At 64.9% G+C, this 24,305-nt stretch carries 19 protein-coding genes; 1 reads left to right on the forward strand and 18 read right to left on the reverse strand.

The genetic code is table 11. The annotated features are described in order from the left end of the window. Positions 1-9: 9 nt before the first annotated feature. The 14 genes from fusA to BSZ39_RS00785 form a co-directional block, all read right to left on the reverse strand. Complete coding sequence (gene fusA, locus BSZ39_RS00720) at positions 10-2,127, reverse strand: elongation factor G (protein WP_073715486.1); 2,118 nt, start codon at positions 2,125-2,127, stop codon at positions 10-12. Between the two features lie 42 nt (positions 2,128-2,169). Then, positions 2,170-2,640 (reverse strand): 30S ribosomal protein S7, encoded by a 471-nt coding sequence (gene rpsG, locus BSZ39_RS00725; RefSeq protein WP_073715487.1) that lies wholly within the window; start codon positions 2,638-2,640, stop codon positions 2,170-2,172. Further along, positions 2,640-3,014: a 30S ribosomal protein S12 gene (gene rpsL / locus BSZ39_RS00730; protein ID WP_073715488.1), complete on the reverse strand. Its 375-nt coding sequence runs from the start codon at positions 3,012-3,014 to the stop codon at positions 2,640-2,642. The genes rpsG and rpsL overlap by 1 nt, the downstream gene beginning before the upstream one ends. A 309-nt stretch (positions 3,015-3,323) precedes the next feature. Beyond that, positions 3,324-7,205, reverse strand: coding sequence for a DNA-directed RNA polymerase subunit beta' (locus BSZ39_RS00735; RefSeq protein WP_073715489.1), 3,882 nt, complete (start codon positions 7,203-7,205; stop codon positions 3,324-3,326). 25 nt (positions 7,206-7,230) lie between these two features. Next, on the reverse strand, positions 7,231-10,743 hold the full coding sequence (gene rpoB, locus BSZ39_RS00740) for a DNA-directed RNA polymerase subunit beta (RefSeq protein ID WP_073715490.1): 3,513 nt from the start codon (positions 10,741-10,743) through the stop codon (positions 7,231-7,233). A gap of 300 nt (positions 10,744-11,043) precedes the next feature. Then, on the reverse strand, positions 11,044-11,439 hold the full coding sequence (gene rplL, locus BSZ39_RS00745) for a 50S ribosomal protein L7/L12 (protein ID WP_073715491.1): 396 nt from the start codon (positions 11,437-11,439) through the stop codon (positions 11,044-11,046). Between the two features lie 54 nt (positions 11,440-11,493). Next, a complete protein-coding gene (gene rplJ / locus BSZ39_RS00750; RefSeq protein ID WP_073715492.1) occupies positions 11,494-12,015 on the reverse strand; it encodes a 50S ribosomal protein L10 in 522 nt (173 codons plus the stop codon). Positions 12,016-12,266: 251 nt separating this feature from the next. Next, entirely contained in the window at positions 12,267-12,965 is a 699-nt protein-coding gene (locus BSZ39_RS00755) for an N-acetylmannosamine-6-phosphate 2-epimerase (RefSeq protein WP_073715493.1), read from the reverse strand. Continuing rightward, the gene (locus tag BSZ39_RS00760; protein WP_073715494.1) at positions 12,958-13,914 is read right to left on the reverse strand and encodes an ROK family protein; all 957 of its coding nucleotides are present in this window, start codon (positions 13,912-13,914) and stop codon (positions 12,958-12,960) included. Before BSZ39_RS00760 ends, BSZ39_RS00755 begins: the two co-directional genes overlap by 8 nt. Beyond that, positions 13,914-14,837: a dihydrodipicolinate synthase family protein gene (locus BSZ39_RS00765; RefSeq protein WP_073715495.1), complete on the reverse strand. Its 924-nt coding sequence runs from the start codon at positions 14,835-14,837 to the stop codon at positions 13,914-13,916. Before BSZ39_RS00765 ends, BSZ39_RS00760 begins: the two co-directional genes overlap by 1 nt. 24 nt (positions 14,838-14,861) lie before the next feature. Then, positions 14,862-15,650 carry an ATP-binding cassette domain-containing protein gene (locus BSZ39_RS00770; protein ID WP_073715496.1) on the reverse strand — a complete coding sequence of 263 codons (789 nt, stop codon included), beginning with the start codon at positions 15,648-15,650 and terminating at the stop codon, positions 14,862-14,864. Continuing rightward, positions 15,650-17,692, reverse strand: coding sequence for a dipeptide/oligopeptide/nickel ABC transporter permease/ATP-binding protein (locus BSZ39_RS00775; RefSeq protein ID WP_073715497.1), 2,043 nt, complete (start codon positions 17,690-17,692; stop codon positions 15,650-15,652). The genes BSZ39_RS00770 and BSZ39_RS00775 overlap by 1 nt, the downstream gene beginning before the upstream one ends. A gap of 2 nt (positions 17,693-17,694) precedes the next feature. Beyond that, positions 17,695-18,663 (reverse strand): ABC transporter permease, encoded by a 969-nt coding sequence (locus BSZ39_RS00780; protein ID WP_073715498.1) that lies wholly within the window; start codon positions 18,661-18,663, stop codon positions 17,695-17,697. A gap of 95 nt (positions 18,664-18,758) precedes the next feature. Beyond that, entirely contained in the window at positions 18,759-20,381 is a 1,623-nt protein-coding gene (locus tag BSZ39_RS00785) for an ABC transporter substrate-binding protein (RefSeq protein WP_073715499.1), read from the reverse strand. A 148-nt stretch (positions 20,382-20,529) separates the two neighbouring features. Here BSZ39_RS00785 and BSZ39_RS00790 point away from each other — a divergent pair, with 148 nt between their 5' ends. Then, on the forward strand, positions 20,530-21,261 hold the full coding sequence (locus BSZ39_RS00790) for a FadR/GntR family transcriptional regulator (RefSeq protein ID WP_073715500.1): 732 nt from the start codon (positions 20,530-20,532) through the stop codon (positions 21,259-21,261). On the opposite strand, the gene BSZ39_RS00795 is transcribed toward BSZ39_RS00790, so the two are convergent. The 4 genes from BSZ39_RS00795 to nusG form a co-directional block, all read right to left on the reverse strand. After that, the gene (locus tag BSZ39_RS00795) at positions 21,258-22,265 is read right to left on the reverse strand and encodes an alpha/beta hydrolase (protein ID WP_073715501.1); all 1,008 of its coding nucleotides are present in this window, start codon (positions 22,263-22,265) and stop codon (positions 21,258-21,260) included. The two genes, BSZ39_RS00790 and BSZ39_RS00795, sit on opposite strands and share 4 nt — an antisense overlap. 66 nt (positions 22,266-22,331) lie before the next feature. Further along, positions 22,332-23,048: a 50S ribosomal protein L1 gene (gene rplA, locus BSZ39_RS00800; RefSeq protein ID WP_073715502.1), complete on the reverse strand. Its 717-nt coding sequence runs from the start codon at positions 23,046-23,048 to the stop codon at positions 22,332-22,334. Positions 23,049-23,109: 61 nt separating this feature from the next. Continuing rightward, positions 23,110-23,541: a 50S ribosomal protein L11 gene (rplK, locus tag BSZ39_RS00805; protein ID WP_073715503.1), complete on the reverse strand. Its 432-nt coding sequence runs from the start codon at positions 23,539-23,541 to the stop codon at positions 23,110-23,112. A gap of 75 nt (positions 23,542-23,616) precedes the next feature. After that, entirely contained in the window at positions 23,617-24,300 is a 684-nt protein-coding gene (nusG, locus tag BSZ39_RS00810; RefSeq protein WP_073715504.1) for a transcription termination/antitermination protein NusG, read from the reverse strand. Between the last annotated feature and the right edge of the window lie 5 nt (positions 24,301-24,305).

Here is a 24,305-nt window from a genome sequence, read left to right on the forward strand (position 1 = left end):
CCGGTGGGACTACTCGCCCCGGGTCTTTTGAATGATTTCCTCGGCAACGTTCCGAGGAACTTCGGCGTAGCTATCGAACTGCATCGAGTACACCGCGCGGCCCTGCGTCTTGGAACGCAGGTCGCCGACGTAACCGAACATGCTCGACAGCGGCACCAGGGCGCGAACGACCTTTACGCCGGTCGCGTCCTCCATCGACTGGATCATGCCTCGACGGGAGTTGAGGTCGCCGATCACGTCACCCATGTATTCCTCAGGGGTGCGAACCTCGACGGCCATCATCGGTTCCAGCAGCACCGGGTCGGCGCGGCGAGCGCCTTCCTTCAGCACCATGGAGCCGGCGATCTTGAACGCCATTTCCGAGGAGTCGACGTCGTGGTAGGCGCCATCGATCAGCGTGGCCTTGATACCCACGAGCGGGTATCCGGCGAGCACGCCGAGCTGCATGGCCTCCTGGATGCCGGCATCGACGCTGGGGATGTATTCCCGCGGGATGCGGCCACCGGTGACGGCGTTGTCGAACTCGTAAGTTTCGCCCTCGGCCGTGGACAGCGGCTCGAAGGTGACCTGCACCTTCGCGAACTGTCCGGAACCACCGGTCTGCTTCTTGTGAGTGTAGTCCACCTTCTCCACCGTGCGGCGGATGGTTTCACGGTAGGCCACCTGTGGCTTACCAACGTTGGCTTCCACCTTGAACTCGCGGCGCATGCGGTCGACGAGAACGTCGAGGTGCAGCTCGCCCATACCGCCGATGACGGTCTGGCCGGTTTCGTCGTCGAGGCGCACCGTGAAGGTGGGGTCCTCTTCGGCGAGCTTCTGGATGGCGGTGCCAAGCTTTTCCTGGTCGCCCTTGGTCTTCGGCTCGATGGCCACGTGGATCACGGGCTCCGGGAAGCTCATAGACTCGAGGATGATCGGGGCGTCCTGCGCGCACAGGGTGTCACCGGTCGTCGTGTCCTTCAGACCGATGAACGCGTAGATGTGGCCAGCGTGCGCTTCCTCGACGGGGTTCTCCTTGTTGGAGTGCATCTGGAAGAGCTTGCCAACGCGCTCGCGCTTGCCCTTGGTGGCGTTCATCAGCTGCGCGCCCTGATGGGCAATGCCGGAGTAGACGCGCACGTAGGTGAGCTTGCCGAAGAACGGGTGCGCCGCAACCTTGAAGGCGAGCGCCGAGAACGGCTCGTCTTCGCTGGGCTTGCGGGACATCGCCACCTCTTCGTCGCCGGGCTTGTGGCCTTCAACGGCCGGAACCTCGAGCGGCGAGGGCAGGTAGTACAAGACGGCGTCGAGAACGGGCTGGACGCCCTTGTTCTTGAACGCGGTACCGCAGAACACCGGGTAGGCGTCACCAGCGATGGTGAGGGTGCGAACACCGCGACGAATTTCGTCGACGGTGAGCTCGCCCTCTTCGAAGAACTTCTCCATGAGCTCTTCGTCGGCTTCCGCGACGGCCTCAACGAGTTCGCCGCGCATCTCTTCGGCCTTGGCCTGAAGGTCTTCGGGGATCTCGCGCTCGTCGATGACGGTGCCGAGGGAATCCTTGCCGTCGGCGTCCTTCTCCGGGAAGTAGAGCGCCTTCATCTCGACGAGGTCGACAACGCCCTGGAAGTCAGACTCCGCGCCGATCGGGATCTGCATGACGAGCGGGGTAGCCTTCAGGCGGTCCTTGATCGTCCTGACCGAGTAGTAGAAGTCGGCGCCGAGCTTGTCCATCTTGTTGATGAAGCAGATACGCGGCACGTTGTACTTGTCGGCCTGACGCCACACGGTCTCGGACTGCGGCTCGACGCCTTCCTTACCGTCGAAGACGGCAACGGCACCATCGAGAACACGCAGCGAGCGCTCCACCTCAACGGTGAAGTCGACGTGGCCGGGGGTGTCGATGATGTTGATCTGGTGGTCTTTCCAGTAACAGGTCGTCGCGGCGGATGTAATCGTGATGCCGCGCTCCTGCTCCTGCTCCATCCAGTCCATCGTGGACGCGCCGTCGTGGGTTTCACCAATCTTGTAGTTGATGCCCGTGTAGAACAGGATGCGCTCGGTGGTGGTGGTCTTGCCGGCGTCGATATGCGCCATGATGCCGATGTTGCGGACCTTGGTCAGGTCAGTCAGCACGTCGAGTGCCACGTGTGGTCTCTCTTCCTAAAGTTCGGACACAAGCCCGCTGGATTACCAGCGGTAGTGGGCGAACGCCTTGTTAGCTTCGGCCATGCGGTGCATGTCTTCGCGGCGCTTGACCGCGGCACCCAGGCCGTTGGAGGCGTCCATAATTTCGTTCATGAGGCGCTCGGTCATGGTGTTCTCGCGGCGCTGCCGAGAGAATTCCACGAGCCAGCGCATCGCGAGCGTGGTCGCGCGGGAGGCGCGGACCTCGACGGGCACCTGGTAGGTGGCGCCACCAACGCGGCGGGAGCGGACCTCCAGCTGCGGGCGAATGTTGTCCAGCGCGCGCTTCAGCACGGCGGTGGGCTCAGAGTCGGTCTTCTCGCGCACACCTTCGAGAGCACCGTAGACGATGCGCTCAGCGGTGGACTTCTTGCCGTCGAGCAGCACGGAGTTCACGAGCTGGGAAACGACGGGCGAGCCGTAGACCGGGTCGGAAACGAGGGGGCGCTTGGGCGCGGGACCCTTACGAGGCATTACTTCTTCTCCTTCTTGGCGCCGTACAGGGAACGAGCCTGCTGACGATCGCGGACACCCTGGGTATCGAGGGCACCACGGACGATCGTGTAACGAACACCGGGAAGGTCTTTCACACGTCCACCGCGCACGAGCACGATGGAGTGTTCCTGCAGGTTGTGGCCAACTCCTGGAATGTACGCGGTGACCTCAATGCCACTGGAAAGACGCACACGAGCAACCTTACGCAGCGCCGAGTTCGGCTTCTTGGGCGTGGTGGTGTACACACGGGTGCACACCCCACGGCGCTGCGGGCTCCCCTTGAGGGCCGGCGTCTTGGAGGTCCCGGCCTTGACGCTGCGGCCCTTGCGGACCAGCTGCTGAATCGTGGGCACTACTTCTCCGTCTCGAAGATCTGATAATTGGTCGGTTATTGCCCGCCTTACGGCCGGCGCGAGTTCGCGATGCGAACCTGGCTCGCGCCGCAGGCCCTACGCATCTCCTAATCGAGAGGTGCTGTCACCCCCGCTGAACGGGGAGCACACACGAGGGCCCGGCGTGCGGGCACCAGCGACCAGGTTAGCGCGATCGTTAGGCGTGAGTCAAAGGGGCAGCGGGGGCTCAACACGTGGTATCGGCCACCCTGATACGGCACGCGGCCGGTACGAACGGATTCGTACCGGCCACGTGCTAGTGCGGAGCGATTAGGAGAAGTCGACGTCGAAGTCGTCGCCGAAGTCCAGATCGTCCAGGTTGAGGGGCTCGCGAGAGATCGGCTGGAAGTCGATCTCCGACAGGCCGAGGCGGCTGAACGCCTCTGCCTTAGCTTCCTCGGTGGGTTCGACATCCACGTTGTGGTAGCGGCCAAGGCCGGTACCGGCGGGGATGAGCTTACCGATGATGACGTTTTCCTTCAGGCCGAGTAGCGGGTCGGACTTGCCCGACATCGCGGCTTCGGTGAGGACCTTTGTGGTCTCCTGGAAGGAGGCCGCCGACAGCCACGACTCGGTCGCGAGCGAGGCCTTGGTGATACCCATGAGCTCGGGGCGAGCCGAGGCCGGGGTGCCACCTTCCGCAACGACGCGACGGTTTTCGTCGGTGAAGCGGGACTGCTCGACGAGGTCGCCCTGCAGCAGGTTCGTATCGCCTGCGTCGAGGACGGTCACGCGGCGCAGCATCTGGCGCACGATGACCTCAATGTGCTTGTCGTGGATATCCACGCCCTGGGAACGGTAGGTCTCCTGGACCTCGTCCACCAGGTGCTTCTGGACGGCCCGCGGGCCCTTGACACGCAGGACGTTCTTCGGGTCGAGCACACCGTGGACGAGCTGCTGGCCAACCTCGACCCGGCCGCCGTCTTCCACCATGAGCTTGGCGCGCGAGGCGATCGGGTATTCGAGGTTCTCTCCCCCATCGTCGCGCTTGACGACGATGACACGTTCGCGGTCGCGGTCCTCGATGGTGACGGTACCGGCGGCCTCGGAGATCGGGGCCTCACCCTTCGGGGTGCGGGCCTCGAAGAGCTCCTGGACACGCGGCAGACCCTGCGTGATGTCTTCCGCGGAGGCGGCACCACCGGTGTGGAAGGTACGCATCGTCAGCTGGGTACCGGGTTCACCGATCGACTGCGCCGAAATGATACCGACGGCTTCGCCGATATCGACGAGCTTGCCGGAGGCGAGCGAACGGCCGTAGCACAGGGCGCAGGTGCCGACGCGCGAGGTGCAGGTGAGCACGGAGCGCACCTTGACCTCGGTGATGTCGGCGGCAACGAGGCGGTCGATGATGACATCGCCGACGTCTTCGCCCGCGGCCGCGAGGACCTTACCGTCGGCGTCGGTGACGTCGGCGGCGAGGGTCCGGGCATACACGGAGGTCTCGACAGTGTCGGCGCGGACGGTCGAGCCGTCCTCGCGGACCTCGGCGATCGGCAACGTCAGGCCGGCGCGGGTACCACAGTCGTGTTCGCGGATGATGACATCCTGCGAGACGTCGACGAGGCGACGCGTGAGGTAACCGGAGTCGGCCGTACGAAGCGCAGTATCGGCGTTACCCTTACGCGCACCGTGCGTCTCGATGAAGTACTCCAGAACCGACAGGCCCTCGAGGTAGTTCGACTTAATCGGGCGGGGGATAATCTCACCGCGCGGCGAGGCGACGAGGCCACGCATACCGGCGATCTGGCGGACCTGCATCCAGTTACCGCGGGCGCCGGAGGTGACCATCCGGTTGACGGTGTTGGACTCGGGAACGTTATCGCGCATGGCCTCGGCGACCTTGTCGGTCGCTTCCGTCCACACCTTGATGAGTTCTTCGCGGCGCTCGGCGTCGTGCAAGAAGCCCTGCTGGAAGGAGTCTTCGATTTCCTCGGCGAGCTTTTCGTAATGCTCGAGGATTTCGCCCTTCTGCGGGGGTGCGACGACGTCGGAGATCGCGATCGTCGTGCCCGAACGGGTCGCCCAGTAGTAACCAGCGGCCTTCAGGGCGTCGAGCGATTCGGCGACCTCGACCTTCGGGTAGCGCTCGGCGAGATCGTTGACGATACCCGAGAGCACCTTCTTGTCGACGACCTTGTTCACGAACGGGTAGTCGACGGGCAGCGCCTCGTTGAACAGGGTGCGACCGAGCGTCGTCTCGACGACGAGCGGGTCACCGGCGGAGTAATCCTCCGGCAGCTCCATCCCGATACCCGGGACGATCGAGGTGAAGCGGATCTTCACCATCGCATCCAGGCCGAGCTCGCCGGCGTCGAGGGCCATGATGGCCTCGGACGGGGAAGCGAACGCGCGCCCGGTACCGAGGGCATCCTCGTGCATGTTCGTCAGGTGGTACAGACCGATGATCATGTCCTGGGAGGGCATGGTCACGGGGCGACCGTCGGACGGCTTGAGGATGTTGTTCGTCGAGAGCATGAGGATGCGGGCCTCGGCCTGCGCCTCCGGGCTCAGCGGCAGGTGGACCGCCATCTGGTCGCCGTCGAAGTCGGCATTGAAGGCGCCACACACGAGCGGGTGCAGCTGGATGGCCTTGCCTTCCACGAGCTGCGGCTCGAAGGCCTGGATACCCAAGCGGTGCAGCGTGGGCGCGCGGTTGAGCAGCACCGGGTGTTCGCGGATGACCTCTTCGAGGACGTCCCACACCTGCGGGCGCTGGCGCTCGACCATGCGCTTGGCGGCCTTGATGTTCTGCGCGTGCTGCAGATCGACGAGGCGCTTCATGACGAACGGCTTGAACAGCTCGAGCGCCATGGCCTTCGGCAGACCACACTGGTGCAACTTCAGGGTCGGGCCGACGACGATGACCGAACGGCCGGAGTAGTCGACGCGCTTACCGAGCAGGTTTCCGCGGAAGCGGCCCTGCTTGCCCTTGAGCATGTCGGAGATCGACTTCAGTGCGCGGTTGCCCGGTCCAGTGACGGGGCGGCCGCGGCGGCCGTTGTCGAACAGCGCGTCGACAGCTTCCTGCAGCATGCGCTTTTCGTTGTCGACGATGATTTCCGGCGCGTTCAGGTCCAGCAGTCGCTTGAGGCGGTTGTTGCGGTTGATGACGCGGCGGTACAGGTCGTTCAGGTCCGAGGTCGCGAAGCGGCCACCGTCGAGCTGCACCATCGGGCGCAGGTCCGGCGGGATGACCGGGACGCAGTCGAGGACCATACCCTCGGGCGAGTTGCCCGTGGTGAGGAACGCGTTGACGACCTTGAGGCGCTTCAGAGCGCGGATGCGACGCTGACCGGTCGCGGTCTCCGCGATTTCCTTCAGCGATTCTGCTTCGCTCTTCAGGTCGAAGTCGCGCAGACGCTGCTGGATTGCGGCGGCACCCTTAGAGCCCTCGAAATACATGCCGTAGCGGGCACGCATTTCGCGGTAGAGCGATTCGTCGCCCTCGAGGTCGCCGACCTTCAGGTTCTTGAACCGGTCCCAGATCTGCTCCAGGCGGTCGAGTTCCTTATCGGCGTTGCGGCGCAGGTTCCCGACCTCGCGGTCGGCACCCTTGCGGGCCTTGTCCAGGTCCGCGGCCTTGGCGCCGGCCTCTTCCAGGGCGGCGAGGTCGGTCTCGAGCTTGCGCAGGCGGTATTCGATATCCGCGTCGCGCTGCTGCTCAATCTGCTTGCGCTCGACCGAGATTTCGGCTTCGAGGTCGGGCAGATCTTCGTGGCGGCCTTCCTCGTCGACGCTCGTGACCATGTAGGCGGCGAAGTAGATGACCTTTTCCAGGTCCTTCGGCGCGAGGTCGAGCAGGTAGCCGAGGCGCGAGGGCACGCCCTTGAAGTACCAAATGTGCGTGACCGGGGTCGCCAGCTCAATGTGGGCCATCCGCTCACGGCGGACGTTCGAGCGGGTGATCTCGACACCACAGCGCTCACAGATGATGCCCTTGAAGCGGACGCGCTTGTACTTACCGCAGTTGCATTCCCAGTCCCGGGTGGGGCCGAAAATCTTTTCGCAGAACAGGCCGTCCTTTTCCGGCTTGAGCGTGCGGTAGTTGATGGTTTCGGGCTTTTTTACTTCGCCGTGGGACCATGACCGAACATCGTCCGCGGTGGCGAGGCCAATGTGGATCGAGTCGAAGACATTGACGTCGAGCAAGATTTCCTACTTCCTCTGTTTTTTCTTAAAGAGCTGAGTCGAAGCTTGCGCCATCGGGACGGCGGCCCAGGTCAATGCCGAGATCCTCCGTCGCGCGTAGGTCGTCGTCTTCGGTATCGCGCAGTTCGATGGCGTTGCCATCGACGTCCAGCGCTTCCACGTTCAAGCACAGGGAGCGCATTTCCTTGATGAGCACTCGGAAGGATTCCGGCATGCCCGGCTCGGGAATGTTCTCGCCCTTGACGATCGCCTCGTAGACCCTGACACGGCCCGTGACGTCGTCGGACTTGATGGTGAGCAGTTCCTGCAGCGCGTAAGCGGCACCATAGGCCTCCAGCGCCCACACTTCCATCTCACCGAAGCGCTGACCGCCGAACTGGGCCTTACCGCCGAGCGGCTGCTGGGTGATCATCGAGTAGGGGCCGGTCGCACGCGCGTGGATCTTGTCGTCCACGAGGTGGTGCAGCTTGAGGATGTACATGTAGCCGACGGCAATCGGGTCCGGGAAGGGTTCGCCGGAGCGGCCATCGAACAGGCGCGCCTTGCCGTTGGTGCCGACGAGGCGTTCGCCGTCACGGTTCGGGTAGACGTTGGCGAGCAGGCCCTCGAGTTCGGGGCGCTGGATGCCGTCGAAGACCGGGGAGGCGACGAGCGAGCCGGGCTCACCCTTCAGCGCCTCCTCGGGCAGCGAGGCTACCCATTCTTCGCCAGCCTTCGCGAGGCCGGTGATGTCCCAACCATTGGCGGCAACCCACCCGAGGTGGAGCTCCATGACCTGGCCGAGGTTCATACGGCCGGGAACGCCAAGCGGGTTCAAGATGATGTCGACCGGGGTGCCGTCTTCCATGAAGGGCATGTCCTCGACCGGCAGGATCTTGGAGATGACACCCTTGTTGCCGTGGCGGCCCGCGAGCTTGTCACCGTCGGTGATCTTGCGACGCTGAGCAATGTAGACGACGACCTTCTGGGTCACCTCGGGGCCGAGATCATCGCCGTTTTCGACGTTGAACTCGCGCACACCGATGACGATGCCGGACTCACCGTGCGGCACGCGGGTCGAGGTGTCGCGCACCTCGCGAGCCTTCTCACCGAAGATGGCGCGCAGCAGGCGCTCTTCGCTCGTGAGTTCGGTTTCGCCCTTGGGGGTGACCTTGCCGACGAGGATGTCGCCGGAGGAAACCTCGGCGCCGATGCGGATGATGCCGCGCTCGTCGAGGTTAGCCAGCATGTCTTCGGAGACGTTCGGAAGATCGCGGGTGATCTCTTCGGGGCCGAGCTTCGAATCGCGCGCTTCGGCCTCGTATTCCTCGATGTGGATCGAGGTCAGCAGGTCGTCGGAGACGACGCGCTGCGACAGGATGATCGCGTCTTCGTAGTTGTAGCCTTCCCAGCTCATGAACGCGACGAGCAGGTTCTGGCCGAGCGAGAGCTCGCCTTCGTCGGTCGCGGGGCCATCGGCGATGACCGAGCCGACCTCGACGCGGTCGCCCTCGGAGACGAGGACGCGCTGGTTGTAGGCGTTGCCCTGGTTCGAGCGCGCGAATTTCGTCACGCGGTAGACGCGGGTCTTGCCGGAGTCTTCCGCGACGTGGACCGTGTCAGCCGAAACCTCGGTGACGACACCGGGCGCGTCGGCGACGAGGACGTCACCAGCGTCGACGGCGGCGCGGCGCTCCATACCGGTGCCGACGAGCGGCGCGGTCGGGCGGACCAGCGGCACGGCCTGACGCTGCATGTTCGCACCCATGAGGGCGCGGTTGGCGTTGTCGTGCTCGAGGAACGGGATCATGGCCGTTGCCACCGACACCATCTGGCGGGCGGAGACGTCCATGTAGTCGACCTGCTCGATCGGCGCGAGGATCGGCTCGCCACCGGACACGCGGCACAGCACGTGGTCCTCTTCGAACTTGCCGGAGTCATCGAGCTTGGCGTTCGCCTGCGCGATGATGTGGCGGTCCTCGTCGTCAGCCGTCAGGTAGACGACCTTGTCGGTGACCTTGCCGTTTTCGACCTTGCGGTACGGGGTCTCGACGAAGCCGAACGGATCGATGCGCGCGAACGTCGCGAGCGAACCGATGAGGCCAATGTTCGGGCCTTCCGGCGTCTCGATCGGGCACATGCGGCCGTAGTGGGAGGGGTGCACGTCGCGGACTTCCATGCCCGCGCGGTCACGCGAGAGGCCACCGGGGCCGAGCGCGGACAGGCGGCGCTTGTGGGTCAGGCCCGCGAGAGGGTTGTTCTGGTCCATGAACTGCGAGAGCTGGGAGGTTCCGAAGAACTCCTTGATCGCGGCGGTCACGGGTCGGATGTTGATGAGCGTCTGCGGCGTGATTGCCTCGACGTCCTGGGTGGTCATGCGCTCGCGCACGACGCGCTCCATGCGCGCCAGGCCCGTGCGGACCTGGTTCTGGATAAGCTCACCCACGGCGCGGATACGACGGTTGCCGAAGTGGTCGATGTCGTCGGTCTCGACGCGAACCTCGACCTCCTTGCCCTTGCGGACACCCGGCATCGTGTCGTGTCCGGCGTGCAGCGCGGCGAGGTACTTGATGGTCGCTACGACGTCGTCAACCCGCATGACGGATTCGGACAGGTCGGCGTCCAGGCCGAGCTTCTTGTTGACCTTGTAGCGGCCGACCTTCGCGAGGTCGTAGCGCTTGCCGGTGAAGTAGAAGTTGTTGAGCAGGTTGCGGCCCGCGTCCGCGCTCGGCGGCTCGCCGGGACGGATCTTGCGGTAGATATCGACGAGGGCCTCGTCCTGGGTCGTGACGGTGTCCTTGTCGAGGGTCTCGAGCACGACCGGGTAGTTCGAGAATTCTTCGCGGATCTCTTCGGTCGTCATGCCGAGGGCACGCAGGAAGTGGGTCACGGACTGCTTGCGCTTGCGGTCGATGCGCACGCCCACGGCGTCGCGCTTGTCGATCTCGAATTCGAGCCAGGCGCCACGCGACGGGATGATCTTCGCGGTGAAGATGTCGCGGCCGGAGGTGAGATCCTCGCTGCGCTCGAAGTACACGCCCGGGGAACGGACGAGCTGGGAGACGACGACACGCTCGGTGCCGTTAATGATGAAGGTGCCCTTGTCGGTCATGAGCGGGAAGTCGCCCATGAAGACCGTCTGGGACTTGATCTCGTCGGTCCCGTGGTTGATGAATTCAGCCACGACGTACAGCGGGGCCGCATACGTCTTGGACTTCTCACGGCACTCTTCGACCGAGTACTTCGGTTCGTAGAAGTGGTGCTCCTTGAAGGTCAGTTCCATCGTCTGACCAAGGTCTTCGATCGGAGAGATTTCCGCGAAGATTTCTTCCAGACCGGAAGTCTCCGGGATCTGGCGGTCGCCGCTCTTCTTGGCGGCTTCAACCCGCTCACGCCAGGCATCAGAGCCGAGCAGCCAGTCAAAGCTTTCGGTCTGCAACCCTAGGAGATCGGGTGCCTGCAGCGGTTCATGGATTTTGGCGAACGATTGACGACGCGAGGCCGTACGGTTCTTAATGGCTTCAGCCGTGGGGCTATTAGAGGTGCTCGAGGCAGCCAAAGGGCATCCTTCCCTGCGGATCTCATGTGCACGGTCGCTCAATCGGCCCCTACCTGGTACTGTGCCAACCACATCCTGCGCGCGGAAACGGATGCCGGATCACAGTCCACCTCGGACACGATAAGCGCAACTCTCTACATTAGGGCCAAATCGACGGCGTGTCCACACCCTTGCGCAATGTCTTTGATCACGTCAGGTATACTCCGCGCTCCTCACATAACGCAGCTGCCCGCCCACCGTGATGGTGAGCGGGCAGCTGAGTAAAGCTTCTCGCTTCAGCAGGCGATCGCCTGCGAGGAGTTACTTGAGGGTGACGGACGCGCCGGCAGCCTCGAGCTCTTCCTTGGCCTTCTCGGCGTCTTCCTTCTTGGCGCCTTCGAGGACCGGCTTCGGAGCGGAGTCCACGAGGTCCTTGGCTTCCTTCAGGCCGAGCGAGGTGATGCCGCGGACGGCCTTGATGACTTGGATCTTCTTGTCGCCGACGGAGTCGAGGATGACGTCGAACTCATCCTTCTCTTCGGCGGCAGCGCCGGCGTCGCCGCCAGCAGCCGGGGCGCCAGCGGCGGGCACAGCGGCAACCGGGGCGGCAGCGGTGACCTCGAAGGTCTCCTCGAACAGCTTGACGAATTCGGACAGCTCGATGAGGGACATTTCCTTGAAAGCATCGAGCAGCTCTTCGTTGGTGAGCTTAGCCATGGGGGCTTTCCTTCCTTAGTTTCTGCTACGCAAGCAGGGGTTTGGGGTGCCAACTTAAGCGTCGGCTGCCTGCTTCTCGCGCAGGGCATCGACAGTACGAACCGCCTTGGACAGGGGTGCGTTGAAGACGTAAGCAGCCTGGAACATGGTGGCCTTGAGGACACCAGCCGCCTTGGCAAGCAGAACGTCGCGGGACTCGAGATCGGCGAGCTTGGAAACCTCTTCGGACGACAGAACCTTGCCGTCCATGTAGGCGCCCTTGATCACGAGCAGAGGGTTCGCCTTGGCGAATTCGCGCAGCGCCTTGGCCGCATCCGGAACTTCTCCGGTTACGAATGCCACCGCGGTCGGGCCATAGAACAGCTCGTCGAGCCCCTCAATGTCCGCTTCCTTGGCAGCAATAGCTGCGAGAGTATTCTTCGCCACGGCGTAGGTTGCGTGCTCGCGAAGCGAACGGCGCAGCTCCTTGAGCTGCTCCACCGTCAGTCCACGGTACTCAGTCAGCACAACCGCATTGGAGGAGCGGAACATGTCCACCATCTCAGCTACGGCAGCTGCCTTATCAGGCCTCGCCATGGCCCTCCTTTCGATCGGTGCCGCCGGAGTTCTCCTAGGGAAAACGCGTCGTGGGCAAAAATAAAACCCTGCACGCATAGGCGAACAGGGTGGCAGAAAAACTTTTCTGACAAACATTCACCTACGCGGGCTCCATATGGACTTCGCTTCCCCGAGGGGAAGACCGGCGGTCTTCGGCATCGATAACTCTAACGCAGGGAGCGCCCGCGCGTAAAGCACGAGCGCGCCGAAGCTGCGTGAGGTCTGCCACCCTAGCGGGGCAGTGCGTCGGTGAACCAGGACGTGATCGTCGTCGGGTGCGTGATCGCGGTGCCGACGCAGGCAGCGTGGGCGCCGAGTTCAAAGACTTGCGCGACGTGATCGGGCGTGTGCAGGCGCCCCTCGACGACGACTGGCGCGGAGACGGCGGCGACGACGTCGCGGATGAAGTCGAGGTCGGGGCCCGTCGTCTTGTCGCGCGCGTGCTCATAGCCGGGCGTGTAGCCGGCGAGTGTCGTGCCGATGATGTCGGCGCCGGCTTCGTCGGCGGCCTTCGCGTCGGCGAGCGATGCGCAGTCGGCCATGATGGCAACGCCCGGGAACTCATCGTGGATCGCGACGAGCGCATCGGCGAAGGACTCCCCTTCGCCGCGTTCGCGCAGGGTCGCGTCGATCGCGATGACGTTCGCGCCGGCGTAGGCGCAGGCGCGGGCGTGGGCGATGGACGGCGTGATGTAGACGCCCTCGTGCCCGTACTTGATGAGGCCGACGACGGGGACCTCGACGGCCTGGCGGACGGCGGCGATGTCGGTGACGCCCTGGACGCGGACGGCGGCCGCTCCCCCGGCGACGACGGCCTGCGCCATCGCGGCGGTGATCTCGGCGCGCCGCAGCGGCTCGCCCGGGTAGGCCTGGCAGGAGACGATGAGGCGGTTCTTCAGCCCGGCGACGATGTCGTGGCGGCTAATCATTCGCGGTCCTTTCACTGGCGATGAATGCGGCGCGGGCGGCGCCCACGATCGCGGCGTGCGAGCCGAGGGTGGCGGGCACGATGGGGATGTCGCGCACGAGCGGGACGAGCTGTGCGCGGGCGGCGGCGACCATCGGATCGAACCACGTCGGTCCGGCTCCGAGCATGCCCCCGCCGATGACGACGACGTCGGGATCGAGCACCGTGACGAGCGCGGCGACGGCGGTCCCGACCGCGCGGGCCGAATCGGCAATGACCTGGGCGGCGAGCTCGTCGCCCGCCCCGGCCGCGCGGTGGACGTCGATCGCGGTCGTGAGGGAGCGGTCTCCCCCGCGGGCGTGGTAGACGCGCACCTGGGAGGGGCCGGCGCCGAGCGCCTCGAGGTGGCCGGTGATGCCGCACGTGCACGCGATATCGTCGGCGCCCGGGATCGGCAGGTGGCCGATCTCGCCCGCGAAGTGGTTGCGGCTGCGCAGCGGCTCGCCGTCGAGGATAACGGCGCCGCCGACGCCGGTACCGACGGCGATCATCGCGGCGCAGTGCGCGCCGGCGGCCGCGCCCTTCCAAGCTTCGCCCGCGGCATGCGCGTCGACATCGTTTTCGACCTGGACGGTGATGGCGGGCAGGACGTCGGCGAGGCGCTCGGCGATGCCGTCGGCCAGGCGCGTGCCCGTCCAGTCGGTGATGGCGTCCGTCGCGGAGATGACGGTGCCGCGCTCCGGGTCGATGACGCCCGCACTGCCGAGCCCGATCGCGCACGGGGCGGGCAGGTTTTTGGCGTCGGCAAGGACCGTGCGCGCAAGCGAGGCGATATCGTCAAGGATCTCGCTCGGCCCATCATGCGCGCGGGTCGGGCAGGTGCGCACGGGCGTGCACACCTGCCCAGTCTCAGCGACGAGCGCGGCGGCGATTTTGGTGCCGCCGAGGTCGATCCCGAGCGCGTAGCGCATTAGTCGACCAGCCCGTTGGCCTTCACGATGTCCGCGACGCGGGCGGCGTCCTCCTCGGACAGCGGTCGGTTCGGGAACGCCATGACGTTGTTCGGGATGATCCCGCGCGTCATCATCGCGGTCTTGAACGCGCCGACGCCGGTGACATCGCCGGAGCGGCCACGCGGCGCGAAGACGATCTCAAAGCCTCGTGCGAGGCGGTCCTGCTCATTGCGAACAGCCTCCCAGTCGCCGCGCTGGGCCGCGTCGTACAGCGCGACATAGCCGTGCGGGTCGACGTTGCCGTAGCCGGGCACGACACCGTCAGCGCCCATGAGGAGGCAGCCGTCGACGGCGAGCTCGTGGCCGGTGAGCAGGCTCAGCGGGGAGCCGGCGTCGCGGTTGGCCATGACGAGGCGACGGAAGGACACGTCGTCGCCCGAGGAGTCCTTCACCCCCGCGATGACGCCTTCCTTCGCGAGCGCGATGAGGAGGCCGACGGAGAGCTTGACGCGGTTCAGGCGCACCGGCACGTCGTAGGCGTAGATCGGCAGGTCGACGGCGGCCTTCACGGCGCGGAAGTGATCGGCGATTTCGGATTCGTCGCTGAGCGCATAGAACGGGACGGTGACGACGATGCCGTCGGCGCCGAGGGCCTTGGCGCGGCGAGCCTGCTCGATCACGCGCTTGGTCGTCATATCCATGACGCCGGCGATGACCGGGACGCGACCGTTTGCGGCCTCGACCGTCGCACGCAGCACGGTGTCGCGCTCCGCGTCGGTGAAATAGGGAACTTCGGAGGTGGAGCCGAGCGAGAACAGGCCGTGGCAGCCCGCCTCGATCAGGTAGTCGACGAGTCCCTTCAAGGCGGGAACGTCGATGTCACCAGCCTCGGTCAGCGGAGTGACGACGGGCGGGACGACTCCGCGCAGTGGCGTTGTCATGATTTCCTTCTCTTTCGGGTGTAACTAGGCGAGCGACGGCACCGCGGACAGCAGCATCTTCGTGTAGTCATCGTGCGGGTCGGCGAAGATGTCGGCCGTGGGCCGCTCTTCGACGATCTGCCCGAGGTACATCACGGCGATCCGGTCGGAGATGTATCGCACCGTATTGATGTCGTGGGAGATGAAGACGAGCCCGAGCCCGAGCCGCGCCTTCAGATCGGTCAACAGGTTGAGCACCTGCGCACGCACCGACACGTCGAGCGCCGACGTGGGTTCGTCGGCGATGATGACGTCCGGTTCGAGCGCGAGTGCGCGAGCGATGGCCACGCGCTGGCGCTGGCCACCGGAAATCTGTCGTGGCAGCACGTCGAGCGCCGACTGCGGCAGCCCGACGAGGTCGAGCAGTTCTTTCACGCGCGCGAGGCGCGAGGCGGCGTCGCCGATGCCGTGGACCTTCAGCGGGTCCGTCAGCACGTCGCGCACGACCATGCGCGGGTTGAGCGCGGTCGCCGGGTCCTGGAAGACGACGGAGATCGCGCGCCCGAGCTCCTTGCGGGAGGCGGCGTTCTGGCGCATCGGCTTGCCTTTGAACAGCACCTCGCCCTTCGTCGGCTCTTGCAGGCCGACCATGACGCGGGCCGTCGTGGACTTGCCACAGCCGGATTCGCCGACGATGCCGAGGGTCTCGCCGCGGCTGATCGACAGGTCGACGTCGTTGACGGCGTGGACCTTATCGGGGCGGAAAAGTTTTCCCGTACGCGAGGTGTGGATGACGTGCACCCCGCGCAGTTCGATGACGGGTACCTCGCTCATTAGACGGACTCCTTCGACAGGTAGGCAGCCAAATCCGGGTGCTGGGCGTACAGGTGCTCGGCGCTGTCGGCCATGATGAGCTCGGGCCGCGTCGCGAGCCCGATCTCGGGATGCGAGGAGCGCGGCGCGAACCGGTCGCCCTCGACGAATTCGCGAGGCGAGGGAACCGTGCCGGGGATCTGGTGCAGGCGGCCGGCGCCCGACTCGATCGACAGGACGGCTCCGAGCAGGCCGCGCGTGTATTCGTGGCGCGGGTTGATGAGCAGCGAGCGCGTCGGCGCCTGCTCGACCACCTGGCCGGCGTACATCACAGTGATGCGGTGCGACAGCTGCGTGACGAGCGCGAGGTCGTGGCTCACGAACACCATGGCGAAGCCGAGCTTTTCGCGCAGTTCGTTCAAGAGGTCGACGACCTGCTTTTGCACGGTCACGTCCAGCGCCGTCGTGGGTTCGTCGGCAATGACGAGACTCGGGTTGCGGGTCAGGGCCATCGCGATGAGGACGCGCTGGCGCTGGCCGCCCGAGAGCTCGTGCGGGTAGGACTTCAGCGTGCGCTCGGGGTCGAGGCCGACGAGCTCGAGGAGCTCTTCGGCGCTGCGCTGTCCGCCGCGCTTGGTCAGCTGCTTGAGTTGCGAGCGGATGAGCATCGACGGGTTGAGCGAGGACAGGGCGTCTTGGTAGATCATCGCCATGTCGTGCCCGCGCAGCGCGTTGTGCTCCTTCGGGTCCATCCCGACGATTTTCTTGCCCTTGAACAGGATCTCGCCGGTGATCTTCGCGGTATCGGGCAGCAGGCCCATGATCGCCATCGACGTGATCGACTTGCCACAGCCCGATTCGCCGACGAGGCCCATCGTCTCGCCCGGGCGGACGGAAAACGACACGTTGTCGACGATCGGCACGTCGCCGTGCGCGGCCGGGAAGGCGATCGACAGGTTCTTCACCTCAAGCAGCGGCTCGGCCGCGGCCTGCTCTGCGGTAAGGACGAGGCGGTCATCGCGCTTGAGTTCGCTTTCGCGCAGCGCGGCGAGGCGCTCGGTCAGCAGGGCAGCCTGCTCCTTGTGGGCGGCGACCATCGCGGCGGCGGTGGAGGCGGCGGCCTCTTCGTCGACGTCCTTAACCTTGACGTTGACGCGGGCGCGCGGCGCGGCCATCGCGTCCGTGAGGCCCTCGGCGAGGACGTTCAGCGACAGGGTCGTAATGAGGATCATGAGGCCCGGGAAGAACGTCGGCCACCAGCGGCCGGTCGTGAGCAGCTGCTTGCCGTCGGAGAGGATATTGCCCCAGCTGGGCTCGGGCGGCTGCACGCCGGCCTGGATGAAGGACAGCGACGCCTCGAGCACGATCGCGTCGGCGACGAGCACGGTCGCGAACACCATGATCGGGGCGATGCAGTTGCGCGCGACGTGCTTGATGAGGATCCACGACGTGCGGGCGCCCATGACGCGGGAGGCCGCGACATAGTCTTCGCCGAACTGGGACAGCACGTTCGCTCGCACGATGCGTGACAGCTGTGGGATGTACAGGAAGCCGATGGCGAAGATGATGACGCCGACGGACTTTCCGAGGGAGGCCACGAACACCGCGACGAGCGCGATGCCGGGGAACGACATGATGATGTCGAGGATCCGCATGAGGATCTCGGAGACGACCTTGTTCGCGGTCGCGGCGATAGAGCCGAGGACGGCAGCGATCGCGAGCGCCATCGCCGTGGCGAACAGGCCGATCAGCAGGGAGGAACGGGCGCCGTAGGCGACGCGCGCGAACACGTCGCGGCCGGTGCCGTCGGTGCCGAACCAGAAGATCGAGCTCGGCGCGACCGACGGGTTTAGCAATTCACCTTCGGCCGGCGGGCCGGCGATCTCGGGGTCCATCGGAAGCGAGGTGGCCAGCGGATCGAACTTGGAGATGAGCGGCGCGAAGATCGCGAGCAGCACGACGAGGAAGAGCACGCCGACGGCGATCTTGGAGCCGAGCGAGAAGCGGGACTTGTTGAATTTCAGGCCGGGTTGGGACAGGCGTTCGGTAAGTCTGCGACGCATGGTTACACGCTCCTAATCCGCGGGTTGACGAGCACGTAGAGCAGGTCAACGATGATGTTGATCACGATGAAGGCAATGGAGACGGTGAGCGTCACGCCCTGGACGAGGTAGACGTCATTGCGCTTGACGCCGTCCAGGATCAGCTGGCCCATGGCCTGAATGTTGAAGATGATCTCGATGACGACGGCGCCACCCATGAGGTAGCCGACGCGCAGGCCGAGCACCGTGATGGGCGTGATGAGCGCGTTGCGCAGGACGTTACGGCCGATGACGACACCCTTGGGGATGCCGGCGCCGATCGCGGTGCGGACGTAGTCGCGGTCGAGTTCTTCGACCATCGCCGTGCGGATGACGCGCGTGAGCGAGCCCGACACGGGGATCGCGAGCGCGAGCGACGGCAAGAAGATATTGCGCAGGTAGGTCGCGGGGTCTTCGCTAAACGGCACCCAGTTCGTCACGAGCGCGGGGAACGTTCCGGTTCCCGACGGCACGGTACCGAAGGCCTGGATCATGAGGATCGCGAGCCAGAACGACGGGGTCGCGAGCGAGGCGATGGAGACGACACGGATGATCTGGTCGGGCCAGCGGTCGCGGTAGAGGGCGGCGATGACGCCGAGGACGAAGGAGATGACGATCGCGATCGCGAGGCCGACGAAGGTCAGCTGCAGCGTGATCGGGAAGGCATCGGCGACGAGCGAGTTCACTGAGGTGTAGCCCGTGGAGCGTCCCAGATCGAAGGAGGTGATGAGGCCCCACAGGAACCGGCCGTAGCGCACGATGAGTGGGTCGTTCAGGCCGTGCTCGATGCGGTAGGCCTCGACGGCGTCGGCGGAGGCCGATTCGCCCAGCGCGAGGCGGGCGGGATCGGCGGGAGAAAACGACATGACGAAGAATACGAGGAACGTCACGCCGAGAATCATGATCGGCAATGCAACTAATCGCCTGCCGATAAGGCGAATCAGGTTAGACACGCGTGGCTACTTCCTTGGAGTTTTGGGCAGCATGAAACAGACGGTGGCGGCCATCTGGGTCGATGGCCGCCACGTCATGTCGGCAGCGAGAGTTGCTACTGCGTCGTTGAGACGTCGACGAACGACAGGCCGGTCAGCGAAATCGGCTTGAAGTCGGGCAGCGTCTGCGGATCCCACGCGGAGGGAGCCTTGCGGTGGAAGAGCGGGTACAGCGGGACCTGCTCGGAGATCACGTCGAAGACCTCGTGCCACGTGGCCTTCTGCTCTTCGCCGTTCTGCTCGGCGGCCTTGGCCAGCAGATCGGTGACCTGCTTATGCGCCTCGGCGCCCTTCCAGTGCATGCGGGTGTCAGTCCAGATGTCGCCACCGAACCACCAGCGCAGCAGGAGGTCGGAATCATCACCGAAGACCGAGGGGTCACCGGGGGCGACGACGATATCCCAGTTGTCGTTGGAGTCGATGGTGTTGTACAGGTCCGCCGACTGCATCTCGTTGAATTCGACCTGGAGGCCGACGGCCTCGAGCGATTCCTTGATGATCGGGGTGCACTGCTTGACCCAGTCGTGGTCGGTCACGTTCATGCGGACCTTGGTCAGGCCGGTCTCTCCCAGCAGCGACTTCGACTTGTCGGCGTCGAGCGAGTAGACGACCTTGGCCTTCTTGTAGTCGCGGTGGTTTTCCTGCACGAAGCACGACGCGGCCTTCGCCTGGCCGAGCAGGCCGGTGTTGATGACCTTGTCCATGTCGAGCGCGTACATCGCGGCCTGGCGGTTCTTCAGGTCCTTCATCGGCGAGTTGTCACCGTTGTTGAACATGATGAACAGGAGGCCGAAGCCCTGGACGGACTCGACGGACGCGGAGCCCTTGACCTGCTCGATCGACAGGTAGGGCACCGAGTCGATGGCCTGGACGGCCTTGGACTCGATGGCGTTGGTGCGGGTGGAGGCATCGGGAACGATGCGCCACACCATCTTGTCCGCCTTGGCCGGCTTCGGGCCGGTGTAGTCGGCGAACTTTTCGAAGGAGACCTGCTTGGACTGGGCGCCGTTATCGGTCATCTTGTACGGACCGGTGCCCACCGGCTTGGCGTCGAACGCGTCCTTGTCCGCCGCGGCAGCCTTGGGGACGATCTTGACGGTCGAGAGGCGTTCCTTCAGCAGCGAGAAGGGGTACTTCAGCTTGAAGGTGACGGTCTTGTCGTCCTTCGCACTGACCGAATCGATGAACGGGATGAAACCGGCGTACAGTGACTTGTTGGCCGGGTCCATGACGCGCTCGAAGGAGAATACGACGTCTTCGGTCGTGACGTTCTCACCGTTGTGGAACTTCGCGCCATCGCGGAGCGTCACTTCGTAGGTGGTGTCGTCGACCTTGACGGGCTCGTCATCCTTGGACAGCGCCGCGTAGCAGGTGCGGTCCTCGGTCGGCATGATCTCGAACAGGCCTTCCATGGTGTGCCAGTTCGCGGCGATCGTGAGGGCCGCGGTGGTCGTCATGGGGTCATAGCCATTGGTGCCGAGTTCATAGGAAATGCCGGCGTTGATGGTGCCACCCTCGGTCTTGGGCTTCGCGCCCTCCCCGGAGGTTCCACCCTTGGTGTCTCCGCCCTTGTCACCGCCACACGCGGACAGGGTCGCAGCAATTCCGGCAGCGGCGGTGAGGGTACCCGCGAGCTTCAAGAAGCTACGACGGTCGGTCCCTCCCAGTGGATTCGTCATTGAAATCTCCTGACTTATCGGACGTCTGATGTCTGACGCTGGTAGACTCAGATTACCCGGTGTTTCGACGCGATGCAAGAAAATCGACTTTGTGACTCCGTGCGCCCGGAGGATATCCTTTGTGCCCTCGTAATTGAAAGGCAACCCCATGGCTCTCTCGACCACTCGGCAACGTGGTTCCCGGCTCCTGCACGCCTCGACGATGCAGGAGATTAAGGACCTCATTTTGCGCAAGGGACTACGTCCCGGCGACGCGATACCGACCGAGACCGAGTTGTGCGAGATCCTCAACGTCTCGCGCTCGTCCGTGCGGGAAGCCATCCGCACCCTCGCCGCGCTCGATATTGTCGAGGTCCGGCACGGGACGGGCACGTTCGTCGGCAAGATGTCGCTGCAGCCGATGATCGACTCCATCGTCTTTCGCGGCGCCATGGCCCAAGACTCTGGCCTGCAGGTCCTGCGCGAGATCGTCGATGTGCGACACCGGCTCGACGTGTCGATCGGTCCGAGCCTCGTGCAGGTGATGAAGGGCAAGCGACACGACGACATATGGCGCGTCGTCACTGAGATGAATGAGAAGGCAGAAAACGGCGAAGTCTTCGCCGACGAGGACCGCGCCTTTCACGTCATGCTGGGCGAGCCGTTGAACTCCGAACTCATGACGCAGCTCGTCGAGGCGTTTTGGAAGATCCACATGGTGACGGCGCCGATGCTCGGCGTGCCGACGCCCGAGGACATCGTCATTACGGCCCGCTCGCACGGGGATATGCTGCAGGCCGCCGAAGACGGCGACCTCGCTGCCTACCTCTCCGCGGTCGCGCAGCACTACAAGCCCATCATCCGCAACATCGAGCGGGTGGCGAGCGCGCAACAGCGCTAGGAGTGCAGCACCTCGCGCAGCGCTGAGATCATCGAGGCGCGGAAGGTGCGCATCTTCGGGGCATCGGGCGCGAGCCCATCGGCCGCGTGGTACATGCCCGGCACGGCGACGAGTTCGACCTCAACGCCCGCTTCGCGCAGCCGCCGCGCATATTCGAGGTCCTCATCAAAGAACAGATCGAGGTCACCGACGCCGATCCATGCCGGCGGCAGGCCGGACAAGTCCTCGCGCTCGGCAGGCACCGCATAGGGACGACCATCGCGCGGGCGCGGCAGGGCGCCCAGGTAGCTGCGCCAGCCGTAACGGTTCGCCGACGGCGTCCAGGAAAACTCGCCGCGGCCCGGGGTCGGCCGCTGGCCGGTTGTCGCATCGAGCATCGGGTAAATGAGCGCCTGGAACGCCACCGGGATGCCCTCATCATGCGCCCGCTGGACCGCAGCGGCGGCCAGCCCCCCACCGGCGCTCGCGCCGATGACGACGATCTTGTCCGGGTTGAACTTCCCGGCCTTCGCCTCCTCGTACGCCCAGCGGATGGCGGCGACGCAGTCATCGATTGCGGCAGGATAGGGGTGCTCGGGAGCGAGCCGGTAGTCGACACTGACGACCGTGGTCCCGAGATCGTGAGCGAGCTTGGAGCACGATTCGATATCGAGTTCGGTGCTGCCCATGATGAGGCCACCGCCATGGATCCACACGGCGATGCCATCGGAGAGTTCGACGCCCGTGGGCTCGAAGGTGTACAGGTCGACCTCGTGGTTATCGGTGCTCGACGCGGTCGGCGTCGTCACGAACCCCACGCCGACGCCCTCGATGGGCTCCGTCGGCTTGTGGACGATATTCGTGTAGTACCACAGCACTGCGGGGTTGTTCGCTGGAAATACGCGGTAGTTAAACCGGTGGCGCAGCGTCGGGTCGGACTTTGCGACGGCGCGACTACGGTGCACGAGCCAGGTCAGAGCTCCCGCTCCGAGAGCGAGGGCAGCGGCGGTGGTGGTCTTGCTCATGGCGCGAATTTCTCCTTTACGGCGAAGCGCCCCACTGGAGTCCAGCGGGGCGCTTCGGGGCATCAGTTAGGACGCGTCCTCAGAATCGAGGATACGGGTCTTGGTGGCATCCAGCGGAATGCCGGGGCCCATCGTGGTCGACATGGTCGCCTTGCGGATGTATCGGCCCTTCGAGGAGGCCGGCTTTAGACGCAGGATTTCGTCGAGCGCCGCCGCGTAGTTCTCCACGAGCTGCTTTTCGGTGAAGGAGGCCTTACCGATGAGGAAGTGGAGGTTGGAGTGCTTGTCCACGCGGAACTCGATGCGGCCACCCTTGATGTCGTTGACGGCCTTGGCCACGTCCATGGTGACAGTGCCCGTCTTCGGGTTCGGCATAAGGCCACGGGGGCCGAGCACGCGGCCAAGGCGGCCGACCTTGCCCATCATGTCCGGCGTCGCGACGGCGGCGTCGAAGTCGACGTAGCCTCCGGCAACCTTCTCGATGAGCTCGTCGCCACCGACTTCGTCGGCTCCGGCGTCCAGTGCCTGCTGGGCGCGCTCACCCACGGCGAAGACCAGGACCCGGGCGGTCTTGCCGGTGCCGTGCGGCAGGTTGACGGTGCCGCGCACCATCTGGTCTGCCTTACGGGGATCGACGCCGAGACGGAACACGACATCGACCGTGGAGTCGAACTTGGTAGTGGCGGTTTCTTTCGCGATGCGAACGGCATCCTGGGGGCCGTACAGCTCGCCGGGGTGGATCTTCTCCTGCCCCTTCAGGTAGTTCTTGCTGCGCTTTGCCATCTGCTTATTTCTCCTTGCAGTCGTGGTACGGAGCGCGCGGCTCCTGCCACTGTGGGGGTGATTAGCCTTCGACCTCGATGCCCATGGAACGGGCGGTGCCGGCGATGATCTTCGCGGCGGCGTCGATGTCGTTAGCGTTGAGGTCGGCCATCTTGGTCTGGGCGATCTCTTCGACCTGGGCGCGGGTCAGCTTGCCCACCTTTTCGGTGTTCGGGCGGCCCGAAGCCTTCTGCAGACCGGCAGCCTTCTTGATGAGTTCCGCCGCCGGCGGGGTCTTCGTGATGAACGTGAAGGAGCGGTCTTCGTAAACGGTGATTTCGACCGGCACGACGTTACCGCGCTGCGACTCAGTCGCGGCGTTGTACGCCTTGCAGAACTCCATGATGTTGACGCCGTGCTGACCGAGCGCGGGACCGATCGGCGGTGCGGGGTTGGCCGCACCGGCCTGGATCTGGAGCTTGATCAGACCGGCAACCTTCTTCTTGGGAGGCATGTTGGGTCCTATCTAGTTGGATATGTGGTGGTGTACCGGCAGGCACCGGCACTGAGCTTTCTGGCAGGCGGGGAACTAGTCCTTCTTCACCTGGTCGAAGCTCAGCTCGACCGGGGTTTCCCGGCCGAAGATCGTGACGAGTACCTGCAGCTTCTGGGCTGCGGCATCGATTTCGGAGATCGTGGCCGCCATGGTCTCGAACGGACCATCGGTCACGGTCACGGCCTCGCCAACCTCGAAGTCGACGAGGATCGGGGTGGCGGTCTCGACGGGCTTGCCGATTTCTTCCGAGGCCTGCTGCGCGACGGACGGCGAGAGCATGTCGAAGACCTCGTCGAGCGTCAGCGGGATCGGGTGGTAAGCATCGCCCACGAAGCCGGTAACGCCGGGCGTGTGGCGGACGGCATCCCAGACGCGGTCCCAGGTGGCCTCATCGTCGTCGAGACGCACGAGGACGTAGGACGGGATGCGAACGCGCGAGACCTTCTTCTGCTTCGTGTTCTTGATCTCGATGACTTCTTCCATCGGGACCTGGACTTCGTGGATCTTGTCCTCGACCTGCAGGTATTCGCTGCGCATCTCGAGGTTGGCCTTCACCTTGCGCTCGTAGCCGGCGTAGGTGTGGATGGCGTACCAGTTACCGTCCTGCATGCGCAGGGAGCGACGCAGATCCTCCAACGGGTCGACCTCGAGCGCGCCGTCAGCAGCGACGTTCTCGTCGCCGGCGGGCGATTCGGGAGTCTCAATCGTGTCGGACACTGAGA

It is taken from the genome of Bowdeniella nasicola, from assembly GCF_001907295.1.
Taxonomy (GTDB): domain Bacteria; phylum Actinomycetota; class Actinomycetes; order Actinomycetales; family Actinomycetaceae; genus Bowdeniella; species Bowdeniella nasicola.

Coding starts and splice junctions, on each gene's coding strand:
- rpsG (WP_073715487.1), bottom strand. CDS start 2,640: ATGCCTCGTAAGGGTCCCGCGCCCAAGCGCCCCCTCGTTTCCGACCCG.
- rplL (WP_073715491.1), bottom strand. CDS start 11,439: ATGGCTAAGCTCACCAACGAAGAGCTGCTCGATGCTTTCAAGGAAATG.
- rplJ (WP_073715492.1), bottom strand. CDS start 12,015: ATGGCGAGGCCTGATAAGGCAGCTGCCGTAGCTGAGATGGTGGACATG.
- BSZ39_RS00755 (WP_073715493.1), bottom strand. CDS start 12,965: ATGATTAGCCGCCACGACATCGTCGCCGGGCTGAAGAACCGCCTCATC.
- BSZ39_RS00760 (WP_073715494.1), bottom strand. CDS start 13,914: ATGCGCTACGCGCTCGGGATCGACCTCGGCGGCACCAAAATCGCCGCC.
- BSZ39_RS00765 (WP_073715495.1), bottom strand. CDS start 14,837: ATGACAACGCCACTGCGCGGAGTCGTCCCGCCCGTCGTCACTCCGCTG.
- BSZ39_RS00770 (WP_073715496.1), bottom strand. CDS start 15,650: ATGAGCGAGGTACCCGTCATCGAACTGCGCGGGGTGCACGTCATCCAC.
- BSZ39_RS00775 (WP_073715497.1), bottom strand. CDS start 17,692: ATGCGTCGCAGACTTACCGAACGCCTGTCCCAACCCGGCCTGAAATTC.
- BSZ39_RS00785 (WP_073715499.1), bottom strand. CDS start 20,381: ATGACGAATCCACTGGGAGGGACCGACCGTCGTAGCTTCTTGAAGCTC.
- BSZ39_RS00790 (WP_073715500.1), top strand. CDS start 20,530: ATGGCTCTCTCGACCACTCGGCAACGTGGTTCCCGGCTCCTGCACGCC.
- BSZ39_RS00795 (WP_073715501.1), bottom strand. CDS start 22,265: ATGAGCAAGACCACCACCGCCGCTGCCCTCGCTCTCGGAGCGGGAGCT.
- rplA (WP_073715502.1), bottom strand. CDS start 23,048: ATGGCAAAGCGCAGCAAGAACTACCTGAAGGGGCAGGAGAAGATCCAC.
- rplK (WP_073715503.1), bottom strand. CDS start 23,541: ATGCCTCCCAAGAAGAAGGTTGCCGGTCTGATCAAGCTCCAGATCCAG.